Origin of the sequence: Microbacterium sp. zg-B185, from assembly GCF_030246885.1 — a bacterium.
GTDB lineage: Bacteria > Actinomycetota > Actinomycetes > Actinomycetales > Microbacteriaceae > Microbacterium.
Genome location: NZ_CP126739.1, coordinates 1,683,715 through 1,700,855 on the forward strand (window position 1 = coordinate 1,683,715; position 17,141 = coordinate 1,700,855).

15 protein-coding genes are annotated in these 17,141 nt (G+C 64.4%); 14 read left to right on the plus strand and 1 reads right to left on the minus strand.

Annotation, left to right across the window (positions count from 1 at the left end; genetic code table 11):
- The 8 genes from QNO12_RS08115 (at position 1) to QNO12_RS08150 (ending at position 7,735) form a co-directional block, all read left to right on the plus strand.
- The gene (locus QNO12_RS08115; RefSeq protein ID WP_257503835.1) at positions 1 to 639 is read left to right on the plus strand and encodes a phage integrase central domain-containing protein; all 639 of its coding nucleotides are present in this window, start codon (positions 1 to 3) and stop codon (positions 637 to 639) included.
- Between the two features lie 322 nt (positions 640 to 961).
- Positions 962 to 1,201, plus strand: coding sequence for a helix-turn-helix transcriptional regulator (locus QNO12_RS08120; RefSeq protein WP_257503834.1), 240 nt, complete (start codon positions 962 to 964; stop codon positions 1,199 to 1,201).
- A gap of 4 nt (positions 1,202 to 1,205) precedes the next feature.
- Positions 1,206 to 2,393, plus strand: a complete 1,188-nt coding sequence (locus QNO12_RS08125; protein WP_257503832.1) for a tyrosine-type recombinase/integrase — start codon at positions 1,206 to 1,208, stop codon at positions 2,391 to 2,393.
- Positions 2,394 to 2,525: 132 nt separating this feature from the next.
- Complete coding sequence (locus QNO12_RS08130) at positions 2,526 to 2,801, plus strand: hypothetical protein (RefSeq protein ID WP_257503831.1); 276 nt, start codon at positions 2,526 to 2,528, stop codon at positions 2,799 to 2,801.
- Positions 2,794 to 3,762, plus strand: coding sequence for a hypothetical protein (locus QNO12_RS08135; RefSeq protein ID WP_257503830.1), 969 nt, complete (start codon positions 2,794 to 2,796; stop codon positions 3,760 to 3,762). The genes QNO12_RS08130 and QNO12_RS08135 overlap by 8 nt, the downstream gene beginning before the upstream one ends.
- A gap of 728 nt (positions 3,763 to 4,490) precedes the next feature.
- Positions 4,491 to 5,858 (plus strand): ABC transporter substrate-binding protein, encoded by a 1,368-nt coding sequence (locus QNO12_RS08140; protein WP_257503829.1) that lies wholly within the window; start codon positions 4,491 to 4,493, stop codon positions 5,856 to 5,858.
- Positions 5,859 to 5,993: 135 nt separating this feature from the next.
- On the plus strand, positions 5,994 to 6,830 hold the full coding sequence (locus tag QNO12_RS08145) for a carbohydrate ABC transporter permease (RefSeq protein WP_374761046.1): 837 nt from the start codon (positions 5,994 to 5,996) through the stop codon (positions 6,828 to 6,830).
- Positions 6,827 to 7,735 (plus strand): carbohydrate ABC transporter permease, encoded by a 909-nt coding sequence (locus QNO12_RS08150; protein WP_257503828.1) that lies wholly within the window; start codon positions 6,827 to 6,829, stop codon positions 7,733 to 7,735. Before QNO12_RS08145 ends, QNO12_RS08150 begins: the two co-directional genes overlap by 4 nt.
- Here QNO12_RS08150 and QNO12_RS08155 read toward each other — a convergent pair.
- Positions 7,728 to 8,954, minus strand: coding sequence for a LacI family DNA-binding transcriptional regulator (locus QNO12_RS08155; RefSeq protein ID WP_257503827.1), 1,227 nt, complete (start codon positions 8,952 to 8,954; stop codon positions 7,728 to 7,730). The genes QNO12_RS08150 and QNO12_RS08155 overlap by 8 nt on opposite strands.
- On the opposite strand from QNO12_RS08155, the gene QNO12_RS08160 reads away from it, so the two are divergent.
- From QNO12_RS08160 to QNO12_RS08185, 6 genes are all read left to right on the plus strand, one after another.
- Positions 8,946 to 10,484, plus strand: coding sequence for a hypothetical protein (locus QNO12_RS08160; protein ID WP_257503826.1), 1,539 nt, complete (start codon positions 8,946 to 8,948; stop codon positions 10,482 to 10,484). The genes QNO12_RS08155 and QNO12_RS08160 overlap by 9 nt on opposite strands.
- Before the next feature lie 5 nt (positions 10,485 to 10,489).
- Complete coding sequence (gene uidA, locus QNO12_RS08165; protein ID WP_257503825.1) at positions 10,490 to 12,283, plus strand: beta-glucuronidase; 1,794 nt, start codon at positions 10,490 to 10,492, stop codon at positions 12,281 to 12,283.
- Between the two features lie 61 nt (positions 12,284 to 12,344).
- Positions 12,345 to 13,727 carry a glucuronate isomerase gene (gene uxaC, locus QNO12_RS08170; protein ID WP_308495367.1) on the plus strand — a complete coding sequence of 461 codons (1,383 nt, stop codon included), beginning with the start codon at positions 12,345 to 12,347 and terminating at the stop codon, positions 13,725 to 13,727.
- Positions 13,724 to 15,190 carry a mannitol dehydrogenase family protein gene (locus QNO12_RS08175; protein WP_257503823.1) on the plus strand — a complete coding sequence of 489 codons (1,467 nt, stop codon included), beginning with the start codon at positions 13,724 to 13,726 and terminating at the stop codon, positions 15,188 to 15,190. Before uxaC ends, QNO12_RS08175 begins: the two co-directional genes overlap by 4 nt.
- The gene (gene manD, locus QNO12_RS08180) at positions 15,187 to 16,425 is read left to right on the plus strand and encodes a D-mannonate dehydratase ManD (RefSeq protein ID WP_257503822.1); all 1,239 of its coding nucleotides are present in this window, start codon (positions 15,187 to 15,189) and stop codon (positions 16,423 to 16,425) included. Before QNO12_RS08175 ends, manD begins: the two co-directional genes overlap by 4 nt.
- On the plus strand, positions 16,422 to 16,964 hold the full coding sequence (locus tag QNO12_RS08185) for a gluconokinase (protein ID WP_257503821.1): 543 nt from the start codon (positions 16,422 to 16,424) through the stop codon (positions 16,962 to 16,964). The genes manD and QNO12_RS08185 overlap by 4 nt, the downstream gene beginning before the upstream one ends.
- The last annotated feature ends 177 nt before the right edge of the window (positions 16,965 to 17,141 follow it).

The window sequence follows — 17,141 nt, forward strand, 5'->3', positions numbered from 1 at the left end:
ATGCGAACAGGGCGACCGCCGCTCGAACTCGGCACACACGGCACAATCACCACCCGCTCCGTCGGCAATGGGCGCACATGCGCCATCGCGCGACTGCGGCTGTGGGATGGAGAACTCCACCGAGTCACAGCCACCGCAGACACCGCGACGGACGCCCGCGCACGGCTGGAACTCCGAATCGCGGAGCGACTCCGGCTGTCGGAGATCGATGCCTGGCGTTATCTCACTCCCGACGACCCCTTCGACGAACTCGCCTACGTGTGGCTCGGCGACCTCGCGTGGCTCTCCGATGTGAGCGAGGCTACGTACGCGCGGTGTGAACGCGTGGTTCGAACGCTGCTCACGCCGGCGTTCGGCGATTTGACGATCGGCGAGATTACCGCGGACCGGATCGAACATCACTTGGCTGCTCAGCGGGCCGCATCAGAGGAGGCCGCCGCCTCCTCGCGCGACGCGATCCAGTTGCTTCTCGACTTTGCGGTCGGCGAGGGCGTGATCCTCTCGAACCCGATGGAGGTTGCGGCGGCAGATCGAAAGCCTGGGCGTCTCGGCGATGTGAGCGTCTACAGGGAGCTTGTTCGTGGGCGCATAGAACTGCGCCGCGACGAGCGTCGGCGCGATATGGGACATGACCGCTGACGGAGCTCGTCGCGGAAGGAGCGGCTTCTTCGATACGGGCGCGCGCCGACCTCGGCGATGAAGCGCCAGCCGCTCCTTTAGCGCAACACGAGATTTGAACCGGCATCAAGGGGTCGCAGGTTCAAATCCTGTCATCCCGACTGGATAGTCCCGGGAACCTAAGGGTTCCCGGGACTTCTTAGTTGGTGAGATGTGACCACGTCACCGAAAACCTACCGAATTGACGTCGCCGCGAGTGTCGTGCGCCGATTCGCCTCGATCGTTGCGGTTCCGCGGCGGTTGACCCCGGCTGGCCGGGCGGCGCTCTGCGCACCTCTTGGATATGGACGCCGAGAACAGCCTGTCGCTCGAGCAATGGGGGCTCGAGAAGCTCTTCAACATCACCGAGCTCGCGGACTATCTCCGTGTTCCGGTGTCGACCATCTACGAGTGGCGGACGAAGGGGCGTGCGCCTCGTGCGCACCACTACGGCAAGCACCTCACCTTCGCCGCTTCCGATGTGAAGGCGTGGGTCGACGCGCAGAAGGAACCCGAGCCGCTGCCACCGACGCAACGGCGGTGATCCGATGAGCCGGGAGCGTCTCGCGGTCGGCACTTTCGGCGAGATCGGGTTTCTGCCTGCGCCTGGCGGTCGGGTCATCGCACGTGCGCGCTATCGGGATTGGGATGGAAGGACGCGTCAGGTTCAGGCCACGGCGGCTTCCGAGGCTCTGGCCGAGCGGGCGTTGAAAGTGAAGTTCTCGACTCGCAGCCTCTTCCAGCCGGCGACATCGTCACTCACTCCCGACAGTCTCCTCTCTGATCTCGTTGTGTACTGGCTGGACGACCTCGACCTCGAGGGCAGACTCGCGCCGCGCACACGGCAGCTTTACGAGCGAAACATGCGCACCCTCGTGCTGCCCGCGCTTGGGAATCTGACCTTGCGCGAGATCGGCGTCGCACGGTGCGATCACTTCCTCAAGCAACTGGCACGGCAGAGCTACAGCCGCGCGAAGCACGCCCGGGTGGTTCTTCGCCTCGCGCTCAGTCTCGCGGTGCGACACGAGGTCTTGCTGCGCAATCCGATGGATCACGTCTCGCGCATGCACCGGCCGTCCAGCACACCTGATGCATTGACGCCTGTCGAAGTCACGGCGATTCGCGCGGCGATCGCCGTGTGGGAGACGGGTCGCGCAGTCTCCGGCCCCAAGCCCGACGGCCAGTTGGGTGCCATCGTCGAGGTCATGCTCGGCACCTCCGCGCGGATCGGCGAGGTGCTCGCAATCCGTCGCCGCGATGTTGACATCACGAGTTCGATGCCGTCTATTCGCATCGCGGGCACGATCATCAGCAACAAGGGCGAACCCACCCAGCGGCAGGACCATCCGAAGACGGCGCAGTCGCGGCGGACCGTTGCCATTCCGTCGTTTACCGCCGAGGCAGTCCGACGGAGGCTGGCAAGACTCGAGGACGCATCGCTCGACGGCTTGCTGTTCAGCAGCCGAGAAGGAACTGCTCTTTCGACGAACAATGTGCGCCGGCAACTGCGCCGTGTCATGGAGATCGCCGACATGACCGGCGTGACCCCACATGCCTTCCGTCGCGCCGTGGCAACAGCGATCAACGAGCAGGCGGGGGTCGAGCTGGCCGCGGAGCTGCTGGGGCACACCGACCCGAAGATCACCATTCAGCACTACATCCGACGCAACGAGATGGTGAACCCGGCGACGGCCGAGATGCTGGAGCGCGCGTTCCCGAAGGGTCAGCCTGAGTGAGAAGGAGGCTTGAGGTCACGGCGATTGCTCCGTCACGACCCACCTCGCACGAGCTTTTTCATTCGCGCGGCGAACCCGCGAGCGAAATCGTGCGCAGGCAGGCGTTGGGTGGGGGAGGCGCACCTTCATGCCATGAGCGATCGTGAGCGCGCTGACGCCGTCCTGGAGCACGTGGCTGTGCTCGCGTTCCTGTACTACCCCGGCATCGAGGTGGATGATCCGAGCTACAGCCTCGTCGAGGACATCGAGTGGTGCCTCGCGCGGCTCGGCGATGTGTCCGACCTCGAGCGGGAACGGATGCGCGCGCTGTTCGCGGGAGCCATCACCGACCCCACCGCCACGCGCGAGGAGTTGTTCACCGCGCTCGCTGAGCTCGACGGTGTTCTCGCAGTGGACCACCATGAGTGACGCGCAGCCGAGCCATGACGAGCGGGCAGCGCGCCTGGCCGCACAGCGGAAGGCATGGAACGACGCGCACCCGACCTACTACGCCGAGTACCGTGAGCGGAATCGCGAGGACATCCGCCGGAAGAACCGCGAGCGGGAGCGCGATCGTGCTCAGCGCGAACGGGAGGAGAAGGCGCGCCGCCAGAAAGGGATCGATCGCGCAAGAGCGTGGGCTGCCGAGCACCCGGAGGAGCGTCAGCAAGCGCGCGAGCGCTACAAGCAGAAGCACCCGGAGACTCACAAGCAGGCTCAGCGCGACTACTACCACCGCAACCGCGATGCGATCGCTGAGCGCCGGCGGGCACGTGAGGCTGCTGACCCGGAGAAGGCGAACGAGGTGCGACGCCGCGCGGTCGACCGTGGCCGAGCTGCCGGCCGCGACGCGGCATGGTCGCCAACTCCTGACCAACGCGCGACGTATCGTGAGCGGGAGAATGAAGCGAGGCGCCTGCAGCGTCGCCGCGCGCGTGCTGGGTTGCCCGAGAATCGGCTTCACCGGGTTCTAGCGCCGGAGCGACGTCACAACGATGCAGCGGCCGACGCCTTCTTCGCGCAGAAGCGGAGCGGTGAGGACATCGCGCGAGTCAGAGATCAGGACGAGCCGACTCCTCCGGATCTGGTGCACGCGTTGCAGGAGCGTTCGGAGAACCGACGTGTCGTGCGCGAGATCCTTGCGATCGCCGAGGAGTACTTCGCCGCTCATGAGGTCGCGTTGCGGGCGAGGGTCGCCGAGGTATCCCGCGCGCGTTTCCGGGGTGGGATGCTGCCTCTCGACGTGTACACGGAGCCACGCCGTCACGCTCTCGAGTTCGCGAGCCGGGGCTACCTCCGTGCCTATGCCGCTTCGCCCTCGTCATCGATGACCGTGTTTCGCTGGCTCACGACTGATCTGAAGAAGCGGGAACCCGACATCAAGCTTTGATCGATCCCTGAGCGGGCGCTGGTCACGGAATTGTTGACGATCGCCCGAAAGGGTGGCGGCCAACGATCCTCTACATTGATGGCGCCGATGTTCCGAGCCGCGCAAAGCGAGGGTTTCAGCACCGACCGCGGTCGATTCACCGCCGGTACATTCCCGGGGCCGACACCGGAACTGCGGGCCGGTGGTCAGCAGGGATCTCGTGGACTCCGTCCGAGAGACGATCATCGCCTCAACTCAGATACCGGGAACATGGGTCAGGCTTTATCGGTGCGTGGGGCGCTGGTCGCGAAGCCGCTGGGAGGGGTCTATCCGATGAAGGCCGCTGAGCGCAGATCGGGAAGCTTGAGAGCTCAGGGCGTGTGGCGCAGCATCTCGGACGATTGGGCCGTAACGGAGCCCCGTCCGCAGGGTCGGACATCGCCGACGTAATCGAACCCGTCCATGGCCGACCCGAACATGTCGCCTCTGATCGCGATCTTTCCCCCCTCGGCATTCTGAGTCAGATCTTAGGGCGACGGCCGTTACAAATGGTGGGGTGTCGTTCGACCCCATCGCCCTACCTCGTAGACCAGGTGCAGCGACTCGGTGCCGGGCAAGCGCAGGCCCACCTGGCAAACTCTGGCAACTTTTTCCGTTTGATGTGCCGAAACATAATCTGATGAGAGTTGCCGCGCAGCCGCGGCCGTGCACCCAGCCGTTGTCCGGCAGTCAATTCAAGGAGGAATGAAGTGCGCAAATCAACTCGCGTCGCACTGGCCGTGCTTGGCGCGGCCACAGTAGTCGGCGTTGTCACCGCATGCACGTCGCAGCAGAGCCAGGCTCCCGCGCCGGAGGGGACCTCCCTCGACGGCACGGGGAAGACTCTGCAGGTGTACATCAGCGCCAACCCGCAGTATCCCGAGGAACAGCAGGCCTGGTTCGATGAGATGACCGAGCGCTTCAAAGAGGAGACCGGAGCGGAAGTCACGTTCGAGACCTTCGCGAACGCTGCGGACCAGCTCACGCGTCTGCAGACGTCGGTGATCTCATCCCAGGGCCCAGACATCTACGGTCTCACCACGACCTTCACGCCGACCGCGTTCGCCACAGGCGCTTTCCTGGAACTCGGCGACGCCGAGTGGAGCGCGCTTGGAGGCCGGGATAAATTCGCGCCGGCATCTTTGGGCCTTTCCGGGCCAGATGACGAGAACCAGATCGGCATTCCCTTCGTCACGCGTCCGTATCTCCTCGCTTACAACACTGAACTTCTTGCCGCAGCCGGCATCGAGGAGCCGGCGACGAGCTGGGATGAGCTAACGGAACAAGCTAAGGAACTGACGACCGGGGACCAATACGGCCTCGCGGTGGCGTACAAGGACAACCTCGACCCGTGGAAGTTCATCTGGGCGATGGCCAACCAGGCAGGCAACACCTTGATCGATGGGGACGAAGCCACCCTTGATGCGCCGGAGGTTGCTGACGCCTACGAGACCTACTTCGGATGGGTCGCTGGAGACGGCGTTGTGGACCCCGCTTCTGTCGGCTGGGCGAACGCTCAAGCGGTCGCTGCCTTCTCCGAGGGCAAGGCTGCCTACCTTCCTCTTACGACGATGGCGACGATTCCTGCGTTCGACGCGTCCGCCGTGGCCGGGAAATACGCCTACACGCTGATGCCGACGATCCCGCCAGGGTTCGACGAACGTCCCAGCGGCGGAACCGAGGCCGCCAGCATCCTCTCGGGCACCAATCTCGCGATCGCGGACTACAGTCCCAACAAGGACCTCGCCCTCGCGTTCGTGAAGATGATCACCGACGAAGACGTCCAGGCGTCCTACGCGGAGACCTTCAGCCAGATCCCGAACAACGCGGCCGCCGCGGAGGCGTTCGGTGCGGACGACCCGCTCATTGCGCCGTCCCTGGAGGCGCAACAGATGTCGGTGCCGACGCCATTCAATGGTGCGTGGGCCGATGTGCAGCTTGCGCTCACGGATGTCGTCGTCCAGAGCATCCCGGAGCTGAGCGCCGGAGAGGTTCCCTCGTCGGCGCTCGAACAGCGACTCGCCACGGCGCAGCAGGCCGCACAAGACGCGGTCGATCGCGCCGCGGCACAGAAGTAAGCGAAAGCAGGAACCAGAGTGGTCACCGAGACCTCGACGACGACGCGACCGGACGTGGTCGCGGCGAAGGTCCGCCGGCCAACCGGCAGGCGGAGGCGCGATCGGCCTCTCTGGTTCCTGCTACCCGGCGGTGTGATGATGATTGCGGTCGTCGTCATCCCGTTCCTCCTGGCGATCTACATATCCTTCACGGACCTCGACCAATACACGCTGAGGCAGTGGCTGGAAGCGCCGTTCGTGGGACTGCAGAACTACGTCGACGCCATAACGCAGACTGCGCTGCTGCGGTCCATCTGGATCACCGTGTCGTTCTCGCTCATCACCATGGTGCTGACGGTTCCGATCGGGGTGCTCGCCGCGCTGGTCACGCAGAACGCTTACCGAGGACGCGCGGTGATCCGGTCGCTCTTCCTTGTGCCGTACGTGCTGCCACTGTTCGTAGTGGCGAGTGTGTGGCGCACGATGCTCCAACCCGACGGTGCCGTCAACAGCATCATCGGCCTGCTCGGCGGCGATGGTGTGCTGTGGCTGAATGGACCGGCCTCGTACTGGGCGCTCATCCTCGTGCAGACGTGGAACGGCTGGCCGTTCGTGTACCTGCTCGCGCTCGCCGGCCTTCAGGCGATCAGCATCGAGGAGTACGAAGCAGCGACGCTCGATGGAGCGACGTGGTCGCAGAAACTGCGTTACGTAGTGCTGCCGCAGCTGAAAGGGCCGGTCGCGCTCGCGGCGCTCCTCGGGATCCTCAACCACATAAACAACTTCAGTCTCGCGTACGTGCTCTTCGGTGCTCCGGCGCCGGCCGACGTCAACGTTCTGCCTGTTCTGACCTACGTGACCAGCTTCCAGAGTTTCCGGTTCGGGCTGAGCGCCGCGATGGCTGTTATCTCCCTCATCCTCATTCTGATTCCGCTGCTCATTTACCTGCGGGTCGCTCGGCTCGATGTCCACGACGAAGGAGGCCGTCGATGACCATCACGACTAGCCAGGCCCGCCCGCGAGCGACGGCTCGCCGAGACGCGTCGAAGGATGTGACGCGTCTCTTGCCACGACCGTTGCTCGTGGCCGCCACGGTCTTCCTTCTCGGCATCGTGTTGATTCCGATGGCCTACATCGTTCTGGCCTCCATGAACACCGATGCCGGCGTCGCCAGTGGCGAGATCTGGCCAAGCTCCTTCTCTCTCGAGAGCTACGTCAAGATCTGGACCACTGTCGACCTCGCATCCGCTCTTCTGAACAGCACAATCGTGGCGGTGAGCGTCGCTATAGCATCTGCGTTCCTGGGTGTCGGCACGGCGTATGTCCTGGTTCGCTACGCGTTCACCGGTCGCTTCGTGGTCCTGCGAAGCCTGTTTGCTTTCCAAAGCATCCCTGGGACGCTCATGGTGCTGCCGGTGTTTGTCGTGTTCTCGTCTGTGGGAATGTATCTGGGCGTGATGGTTGTGGGCACCCTATGGGGGCTCTTTATCGCTTATCTGAGCTTCGCGCTGCCTTTCTCCACTTGGATCATGGTCACCTATCTGCGGGGGCTCCCCGTCGAACTCGAAGAAGCAGCTCGCATCGACGGGGCTAGTCACCTTCAGGTGCTCGTGCGTATCGTGATCCCGCTGAGTTGGCCCGCTATCGTCGTCGCCGGCATCTTCGCCTTCCTCCACAGTTGGAACGACGTGATCTTCGCTTCGGTGCTCACCTCGCCTGAGACTCGCACGGTCGCCATCGCGTTGCAGAACTTCGCTGCCTCGCAGGAGGGCGGCCCACTCCCACTGCTGAGTCAGCTGATGGCCGTCTCGCTCATTTCCGCGGCGCCAGTCGTCATCCTCTACTTGGTTTTTCAGAGGTATCTCGTCGGTGGCCTCACTGCGGGTGCGGTCAAGTAGCCAAGGGAGCCGGGCCCGTCGATTCCCTTACCAGGAGGCGTGTGGGGATCGCGGTCACAGGATGGCCATCGACAGCGTGCCCAGCGAGAAGTGCGAGCAGTTTCGCCGTCGCGATACGGCCGGCCTGCGCGGCGTCCCCGGAGATGGTCGTGAGCGGTGGGGTGCAGAACGACGCTCCGAAGATGTCGTCGCAGCCGACGACGCTCATCCGGCCCGGTACGGCCACGCCGCGTTGCTCGAGGCGCTGGAGTATCCCGATCGCGAGAAGGTCGTTGAATGCGACGCATGCGGTCGCGCTCGTCATCATTAGGGCATCCGCCGCCAATGCTCCGAACTCCAGCTGCGGGGGATACGGTCCCAGAGAATGGACGGTCATCTCCCGTTCACGCGCCAACGACTCCAGTTCCCGCCAGCGCCAGGAGTTCTGCCACGATCCCGTCGGACCCGCGACGAATGCGATGTTCCGATGACTCAGGCTTCGAAGGTGATCGAGCGCCTGCTGCAGACCGATTCGCGTGTCGAGCAGGGCACCGGGGACTTCGTCTGAGACGCGGTTGATGGCGGTGAGCGGTATTTTGGCCGCGAGCGCCAGAAGAGTCTCGCTGTCCAGGCGAGTCGCGGTCAGGATGATGCCGTCCACCATCGGCAGCAGGCGGTTCAGCAGATCGCGTTCTGTGCCCGCCGCCTCGCCCGTATCGATCAGCATCTGCAGGAAACCCGCCGCCTGCAGGTGCCCCTGCGTTCCACGGATGATGTCGAAGTAGAACGGGTTGGTGACGTCAGGAACCATGAGGGCGATGACGCCCTTGCGCTGCTTCAGATCCGAACGCCGTGACACATAACCCAACTCCTCGGCCGCTTGTATCACCTTTGCGCGTGTGGCCTCCGCGATGCGATCCGGGCGGGTCAGAGCGCGCGAGACCGTGGATGTCGCGACACCGGCACGTGCTGCCACCTCGCGGATCGTCACCGACATGGACGTCCTCCTCAGAGTGGCAACGGATGGCAACAACTGCGCACTGATTTGCCACGCGGTTAGCATACCCATGCGGCAGCGACGCTCAACGTGGGGTCCTGCGATTTGGCGGTAAGGGAGCGAATGAACAACTTCAGCGTTCGAGCACTGGAAATCCACAATGCCAGGATGTGGCGTTGGGCGGCCATCGAAGAGGCTCTGGCGCACATGCAGTCGACGGGGATGAATGCGCTCGTGCTTCACCAAAACGATCTGATCGATGCCCTCGTCTTCCCGTCGACCTACATCTCTTCCGAGACCTTCTACTCGCGGTGGCCCGTGCTTCGCTCCCGACTTCTGGCCAACCGCCTCTACATGAATCAGGTCATCGCGCGAGCGGACGAGATCGGTGCCGGCGTGTTTCTCGAGGTCAAGGAGCTCTCCTTTCCCGAGCAGCTCATCGAGTTGAAACCGGATCTCCTAGGGCCGGACGGGGCGGTGTGTCCGACGCACCCTTTCTGGACCGAGTACCTCGGAGCCAAGACACGCGACCTGTTCGAACTGCTTCCCGGAATCGAGGGAATCGTCGTCAGTCTCGCGACCCGAGAGAGCAAGGCCTCCATCGCGACGGGAAGTTGCGAATGCGAGCGGTGTCTCGCAACGGATCCGCAGGTGTGGTACGAAATCATGATCCGCGCCATGCATGGACCGATGGCGATGCTCGGCAAGACCCTCGTGGTGCGAGATTTCGCGTACTCAGCCGGACAGCAGGGCGTCCTCGTTCCGGCGGCAAAGGCGGTCTCGAACGATATCGTGATGGCTCTGAAGAACGTGCCACACGACTTCTGGCCGACCTTCCCGGACAACCCTCTCATCGGGCACACGGACGGTCTACGGCAATGGATCGAGTACGACGTCTTCGGCCAGTACGTCGGTCTGGGCATCGTGCCCTGCGATCTGCTCGACGACATCAGGTCACGCCTGGAGTACAGCGCACGTCACGGTGCAGAGGGCGTCATACTCCGCACGGACTGGGAACTGATCGATGACACGAGTGTCTTCAACAGCCTCAACGAAGTCAACGCGATAGCCGCATCGCTACTCGCGGCGGATCCGAGCCTGCCTGATCTGACGATCCACGAGACGTGGGTTACCCGCGGCATCCGGACGTCATTGCTGCCGGAATCAAGCCAGCCCGGGCGCGACGTCGTCGCCGACCCTCAGCGCCTCATCGCCGTCATGGCCGACACGTGGCCCGTCCTGCGCGAGATCGTCTTCACACGAGACCATGTCTTTCAGTTCAGCAGCAAGGTGCCGGGCAGCCTGGACGACATGCTCTTCGTGGCCCACGGGTACCACGGGCGTGAACAGTGGGATCCCGGCTCCTCGGCGACGGTCGCGATCACATCAGCCAACCTCGCAGCGATCGTCGAGGAGAAGGACCGTGCCTTCGCCGGAGCCAGCGGTTTGCGGGCGCGCGTCGAGCCCTCGATCATGGTCGACCCGGATGCCGGTCAGCGGTTGGTTGAGACCTTCGACCTTCTCGTTCTCTATGCCGATCTCTTCCGGCGGGCTATCGTGGCGGCTTTCGCCGTCGCTGTCGCTCTTGATGACGGTGGGTCGGCAAGCGGCGACAAAGCCCGAGTAGCGCTCGACGAACTTTCGGAACTTGCTGACACCCTCCCGGAGCGGCTCCCCGTGGCTGGCACCACCTTCTACATTCGCGGGCTCTTGAACCCCGACACCGTCGCAGGGTTCGCCGCCGACCTCCGATGCCGTCTCAAGGGGAACTGACACAGATGCTCACCCCGATCAGCTCATCAACTCGGGAACTGCTCTCGCTCGACGGGCTTTGGCAATTTGCATTGAGCGATGAGAACGTCCCGCGCCCCTGGTCTGATCTCCTGGACACCCCACTCGAGGCGCCCGTGCCCGCCAGCTACAACGATGTGTTCGCGGATCAACGGATACACGACCACGTGGGCTGGGTGTGGTACCAAAGGTCCGTTCGTGTGCCCCGTGGGTGGCACGGAGGACGAATCGTACTGCGCGTGGGCGCGGCGACGCACGAAGGCGTGGTCTACGTCGACGACGCGCTCGTAGCGCATCACGTGGGCGGATACACGCCGTTCGAGGCGGACATCACCAGCGTTGCGCGACCCGGGCAGGAGGCCAGAATCACCATCGGGGTCAACAACGAACTAACGAACGAGACAATCCCGCCCGGGACGGTCGAGACGAACGAACTCGGCCGGCGCACACAAAAATACCGGCATGACTTCTACAACTACGCCGGTCTGCCACGCTCCATCCACATCTACAGCACTCCCGCCGCGTTCATCGAGGACATCACCGTACGCACCGACTTCGACGGTCGCGACGGACGTGTCGACTACGAGGTCGCGGTTCATGGCGGGGGCCGGGTCCTCGTGACCCTTCGCGATGCCTCCGGCATCGTGGTGGCCGAGGCCGACGAGGCGGAGGGCTCGCTTCGAGTGACAAACGCGGCGGCGTGGCAGCCCGGACGCGCCTATCTGTACTCGCTCCGCGTGCAGCTGCACGACGACGACAGCGACAGCCTCGGCGACGAGTACACGCTGAGCGTGGGCATCCGCTCCGTTCGCATCGACGGCTCGAAATTTCTCATCAACGGCGAGCCGTTCTACTTCCGCGGGTTCGGCAAGCACGAGGACAGCGCGATCCGCGGGCGGGGTTACGACGCGGCTTTCCTCGTCCATGACTTCGCTCTCATGAAGTGGGTAGGAGCGAACTCTTTCCGCACCTCCCACTATCCGTACGCGGAGGAATACCTCGATTACGCAGACCGCCACGGCATCGTCGTGATCGACGAGACGCCGGCGGTGGGCCTCAACCTCGGAATCGGCGGGGGAGTCCACGGTCGTGCCGACCGAAACGCCTTCTCGGAGACCATGTTCAACGACCGCACCAGGGACGCGCACGCTCAATCGATCCGCGAACTCATCGCGCGTGACAAGAACCACCCCAGCGTCGTCATGTGGTCAATCGCGAATGAACCCGAGTCCGTCGAATCCGGTGCGCGCGACTACTTCCTTCCGCTTGTGAACATGACCCGTGAGCTCGACCCGACGCGCCCTGTGACGTACGCGAACGAGTACCGGGGTACCTTCACGAATGACGGACTCGCCGATCTGTTCGACGTGCTGTGCCTCAATCGCTACTACGGCTGGTACGCGGATCCGGGCGATCTGGAGCTGGCCGAAGTCCGACTCGAGACAGAGCTGCGCGGGTGGGCGCAGACCTTCGGCCGGCCTATCATCATCACCGAGTACGGCGCTGACACCATGGCGGGTCTCCACTCCGTGCTGACCCAGCCCTGGAGCGAAGAGTTCCAGACCCAGCTGATCGACGTCTACCATCGCGTCTTCGACCGGATCGAGGAAGTTGTCGGTGAGCACGTTTGGAACTTCGCTGACTTCCAGACGTCCGCGGGCGTAACGAGGGTCGACGGTAACCGGAAGGGCGTGTTCACCCGCGACCGGAGGCCAAAGCTCGTCGCCCATCAGCTCAGGAAGCGATGGATTGCCGCGAACGAAAGCGAGGACGAGAGATGAGCCGCTCGGCCCAGAGGCGCACGACAACCGGGTACGGAGCGGTGCATCAATGAGCCTTGCTGTGTCTTCGCGACTATTTCCCGCCGAGCCTCGCGTACGCGACCTCACGAGGGGCATCTACGCGCTCACGGCCGCCCTGCCGATCATCTCGCCGCACGGGCACGTCAGTCCGACGCTGTTCATCGAAAATCGTGCCTTCCCCGACCCGGTGGCGATGTTCATCCGCGACGATCACTACGTGACGCGCCTGATGCACGCGGACGGGGTGAGCCTGGACGCGTTCGGATTCGACGATCCGAACGCTGGAGCTGATCCCCGCGATCTGTGGCGCATGTTCTGCCAGCGCTGGCACGTCTTCGCCGGAACGGCGAGCGGGTACTGGCTTCGCTCCACCTTGACGGACGTGCTGGGTATCGATCGCCCGATCTCCCGGGAGACGGCCGACCTCCTATTCGATGAGATATCCCATGCCCTGAGCGAACCGGAGATGCGCCCGCTGGCTCTTCTCGAACGGTTCCGCATCGACGTGCTTGCCACCACCGATGACCCGCTGGATTCACTTGCCGAGCACTGCCGACTCGCTGAGGACTCGACGATAACCACTGTCATAAGACCGACTTTCCGGCCGGACGCCTACATCGATCCCGCGCATCCGCACTGGCGAACGCGCGTCGCCGCCCTGCTGGAGGAAGCGGGCGAATCGGGCTTCGACGGCTATCTTCGCGCTCTCGCCGCTCAGCGCGTGAGATTCGTCAATGCGGGTGCGACTTCCGCCGACTTCGGAGTCGTTTCCCCTGATACGACCCCGCTCTCCGCTACCGAGGCGGCGTCGCTGTTCGAACGCGCGCGAAACGGCGACGCGAGCGCGGCAGACGCGACGTCATTCCTCGCGCACATGCTCTTCGAAAGCGCTCGCATGTCCGCGGTAGACGGGCTCGTTATGACCATTCATGCCGGCGTACTGCGAAATCACCATGCGCCCTCCTTCGCAGCGTACGGATCCGACCGCGGTCACGATATCCCCGCGCCGACCACCTTCGCGCAGGGGTTGCGACCCTTGCTCGACGAGTTCGGAACCGCACCCGGTTTTCAGCTCATCCTATTCACCGTGGATGAGACGACCTACTCCCGGGAGATTGCGCCGCTCGCCGGCTTCTACCCGAGTGTGTACATCGGCGCGCCGTGGTGGTTCCTCGACGCACCCGAGAGCGCTCAGCGCTTTCGAGCCGCGACCGTCGAGACCGCCGGGTTCTATCGCGGGTCGGGGTTCGTCGACGACACCCGCGCGTTCCTGTCCATACCGGCTCGCCATGACATGGCGCGCCGGGTGGATGCAGGATTCCTGGCTCGAATGGTCGCCGATGAGCGACTCTCGCTCGACGAAGCTGAGGCCATCGCCGTGGATCTCACCGATGCCATCCCCCGAAGAGCATTCAAACTGTGATCCTGCACACCGCCGAGCGGGGCCGCGTACAGGATGTCCCGCTGCTCACGGCCGCCACCGCGGCCGAACTCATCGGGCATCCTGTGGAGCGCCCGCCGGTACGAATCGTCCACATCGGTCTGGGCGCGTTTCACCGCGCGCATCAGCTCTGGTACACCGCGGCGGTGGATGACGAGAATCAATGGGGCGTCCTGGCTTTCACCGGGCGCTCGCCGGACGCAGCGCGCACTCTCGCCGCACAGGATGGTCTGTTCACCCTCGTCGAGCGATCCGAGGAGAAAGACACCCCGGCAATCATCCCCAACCTCGTGGGAGCGTGCGACGGGAACGACCTCGACGCGCTCGCGACGGCGGTCTCGTCCCCGGAGGTGGTGATCGTCACGTTGACGATCACCGAGTCGGGGTACCGGCTCGACCCCCACGGGGATCTCGACGACACCGACGAGCAGACCCGGCGAGACCTCGACGCGTGGACCCGGGGGAGCGATCGAGGGTTCGTTCCGCCTCTTGCGACACCTCTCGCCCGCCTCGCCTACGCGCTGGACCGACGTCGGCTCGATTCGGGGGCGCCCATCGCGATCGTTCCCTGTGACAACCTGCCGGACAACGGCCGCACCGTTCGTGCGGCGATGATCGCGCTCACTTCGGGCATCGCCCCGGAACTCGCGGCGTGGCTTGCACGCTCGGTCTCCTTCGTGTCGACGGTGGTGGATCGCATCACGCCGGCCACCACTGCGGAGGATATCGAGCTTCTGGAACGCTCCGTCGGATACCGCGACCGGTCGATGGTGGTGACCGAGCCATTCTCGGAATGGATCCTCAGCGGGTCCTTCCCCGCGGGCCGCCCCTGGTGGGAGCGCGCCGGGGCGCGCATCGTCGAGGATGTGGGCCCCTACGAGAGACGCAAACTGTGGTTCCTCAACGGCGCACACACGCTGCTCGCGACGACAGCGCGACAGCGAGGCCACACGACCGTGGCAGACGCCATGGCGGATCCCATCGTGCGGCACTGGGTGGATGCATATTGGGACCAGGCGAGCGAGGGTTTGCGCGAGGACGACATCGATCTCCGCCACTACAGACACGACCTCCTGCAGCGATTCGGGAACAGCCGGATCGTCCACCGCCTGGACCAGATCGCGACGGGCACGCTCGCCAAGCTGAGGATCCGAGCCGTTCCCGTGGTTCGGATCCTCTCGGCCGCGGGACCCCCGCCGGACAGCATCTTGCTGGCGATCTCCGGCTGGATCGCCGGTGTCCTCAGCGGCCGGGTGGACGCCGATCCGGAATCCGACGCGATCGCGAGCGCCGCGTCTTCTCGCGAGCCCGCTGCCGCGCTGCTGCGCCTGCTTGACCCGCATCTCGCTGACGATCCCGCGAACGCCGCCGTCATCGCCAGGCAGGTCGCCGCGTGCCTCGCCGGCCATGACCCTAACCCCGCTTCATTGAAGGAGCAGACATGAGAATCGACAAAGCCGAAGTCATCGTCACGAGCCCCGACCGCAACTTCGTGACCCTCAAGCTCACGACGGTCGATGGTTTGACCGGTCTGGGCGACGCGACGCTCAACGGGCGCGAGCTCGCGGTCGTCGCCTATCTCAAGGAGCACGTCGTCCCCCTCCTGTTCGGCGCGGATGCCTCGCGGATCGAGGACACTTGGCAGTTGCTCTACCGCTCCGCATACTGGCGGCGCGGCCCGGTCACGATGGCGGCGATCGCGTCGGTCGACATGGCGCTGTGGGATATCAAGGGCAAAGCGGCCGGGATGCCGGTGTACCAGCTCTTGGGGGGCGCTTCACGCAACGGCTTGATGGCGTATGGCCACGCGTCCGGGAAGGAGCTGCCCGAGCTGTTCGACTCGATCCGTGCGCACCAAGAAGAGGGCTTCAAGGCCATTCGCGTGCAGACGGGTGTGCCGACGCTCAAGGCGATCTACGGCATCGCCGCTCAGGGAGCCGATGTCGGCGACGCAACGGTGCGGTACGACCACGAGCCGGCTCGCCGCGGTACCAAACCCGTCGAGGAGGACTGGGACACCCGGGCATACCTGAATCACCTACCTGGCGTCTTCGAGCAGGTACGCAACGAGTTCGGTCCAGACCTGCCCCTGCTGCATGACGGGCATCACCGGATGACCCCCATCCAGGCCGCTCGCCTCGGTAAAGATCTCGAGCCCTATGACCTCTTCTGGCTCGAGGACTGCACGCCGGCCGAGAATCAGGAGTCGCTTCGACTCGTCCGGCAGCACACCACCACCCCGCTCGCGATCGGGGAGATATTCAACACGATCTGGGATTTCAAGGACATCATCCGCGATCAGCTCATCGACTACGTCCGTGGCGCGGTCACGCACATGGGTGGCATCAGTCCGCTGAAGAAGACGCTCGACTACGCAGCCATGTACCAGATCAAGTCAGGCATGCACGGACCCACCGACATCTCGCCCGTCGGCATGGCAGCTGCCATGCACTTGGGGCTGTCGATCCACAACTTCGGCATCCAGGAGTACATGCGCCACGGCGCGCGGACCGACCAGGTCTTCCAACAGTCGTTCACCTGGACTGACGGGTACCTGCACCCCGGTGATGCACCCGGCCTGGGCGTCGAGCTCGACGTGGACGAATCGGGCAAGTATCCCTACGCGCAGGCCTACCTGCCCTACAACCGCCTGCTCGACGGCACGGTGCACGACTGGTGACCGATCTGCAGCCGAAGACTCCGATCATAGTCATGGGCGTCTCCGGGAGCGGAAAGTCCACTGTCGGCCGACTCCTGGCCGACAGGATGGGGCGGTTCTTCTACGATGCGGACGACCTGCACTCGGCTGATGCCGTGGAACGGATGACGCGAGGCGAATCGCTGACCGATGACGATCGATGGCCGTGGCTCGACCGAGTGGCAGACCAGATCGCGGGGAGCTGTCGCCGTGGCTCGCCACCCGTCGTCGCCTGCTCCGCGCTGCGACGTGCCTATCGCGAGCGACTGCAGGCGAGATCACCAGCTTCGATCTTCTTCGTGCACCTCTCTGGCGGGGCGGAGGTTCTGGCACGTCGGATGGCGACGAGGGCTGAACACTTCATGCCGACGTCCTTGCTGACGAGCCAGCTGGACACGCTTGAACCCCTCGAGGACGACGAGCACGGCGCAAGCGTTTTAGTCACTGATCCACCGGAACATGTAGTGACCAACATCCTCCGGAAGCTCGGTGCCGGCGAATTTCCTCCTGGCCGCCCGTAAGTGCCGACAGCAACTGATCGCGCGGACAGCCCGCAGCGCCGCTCATATCCTCGTTGCGGCGACGTTCTTTTCGAGCGGCTTCGTGGCAATCGCTTCACCGTCCGGGGAAGGACCGCGACCCCCACACGATCTTCAATGATGATGTCTCGTGAACGGACGACCACACGGCCGATCGCG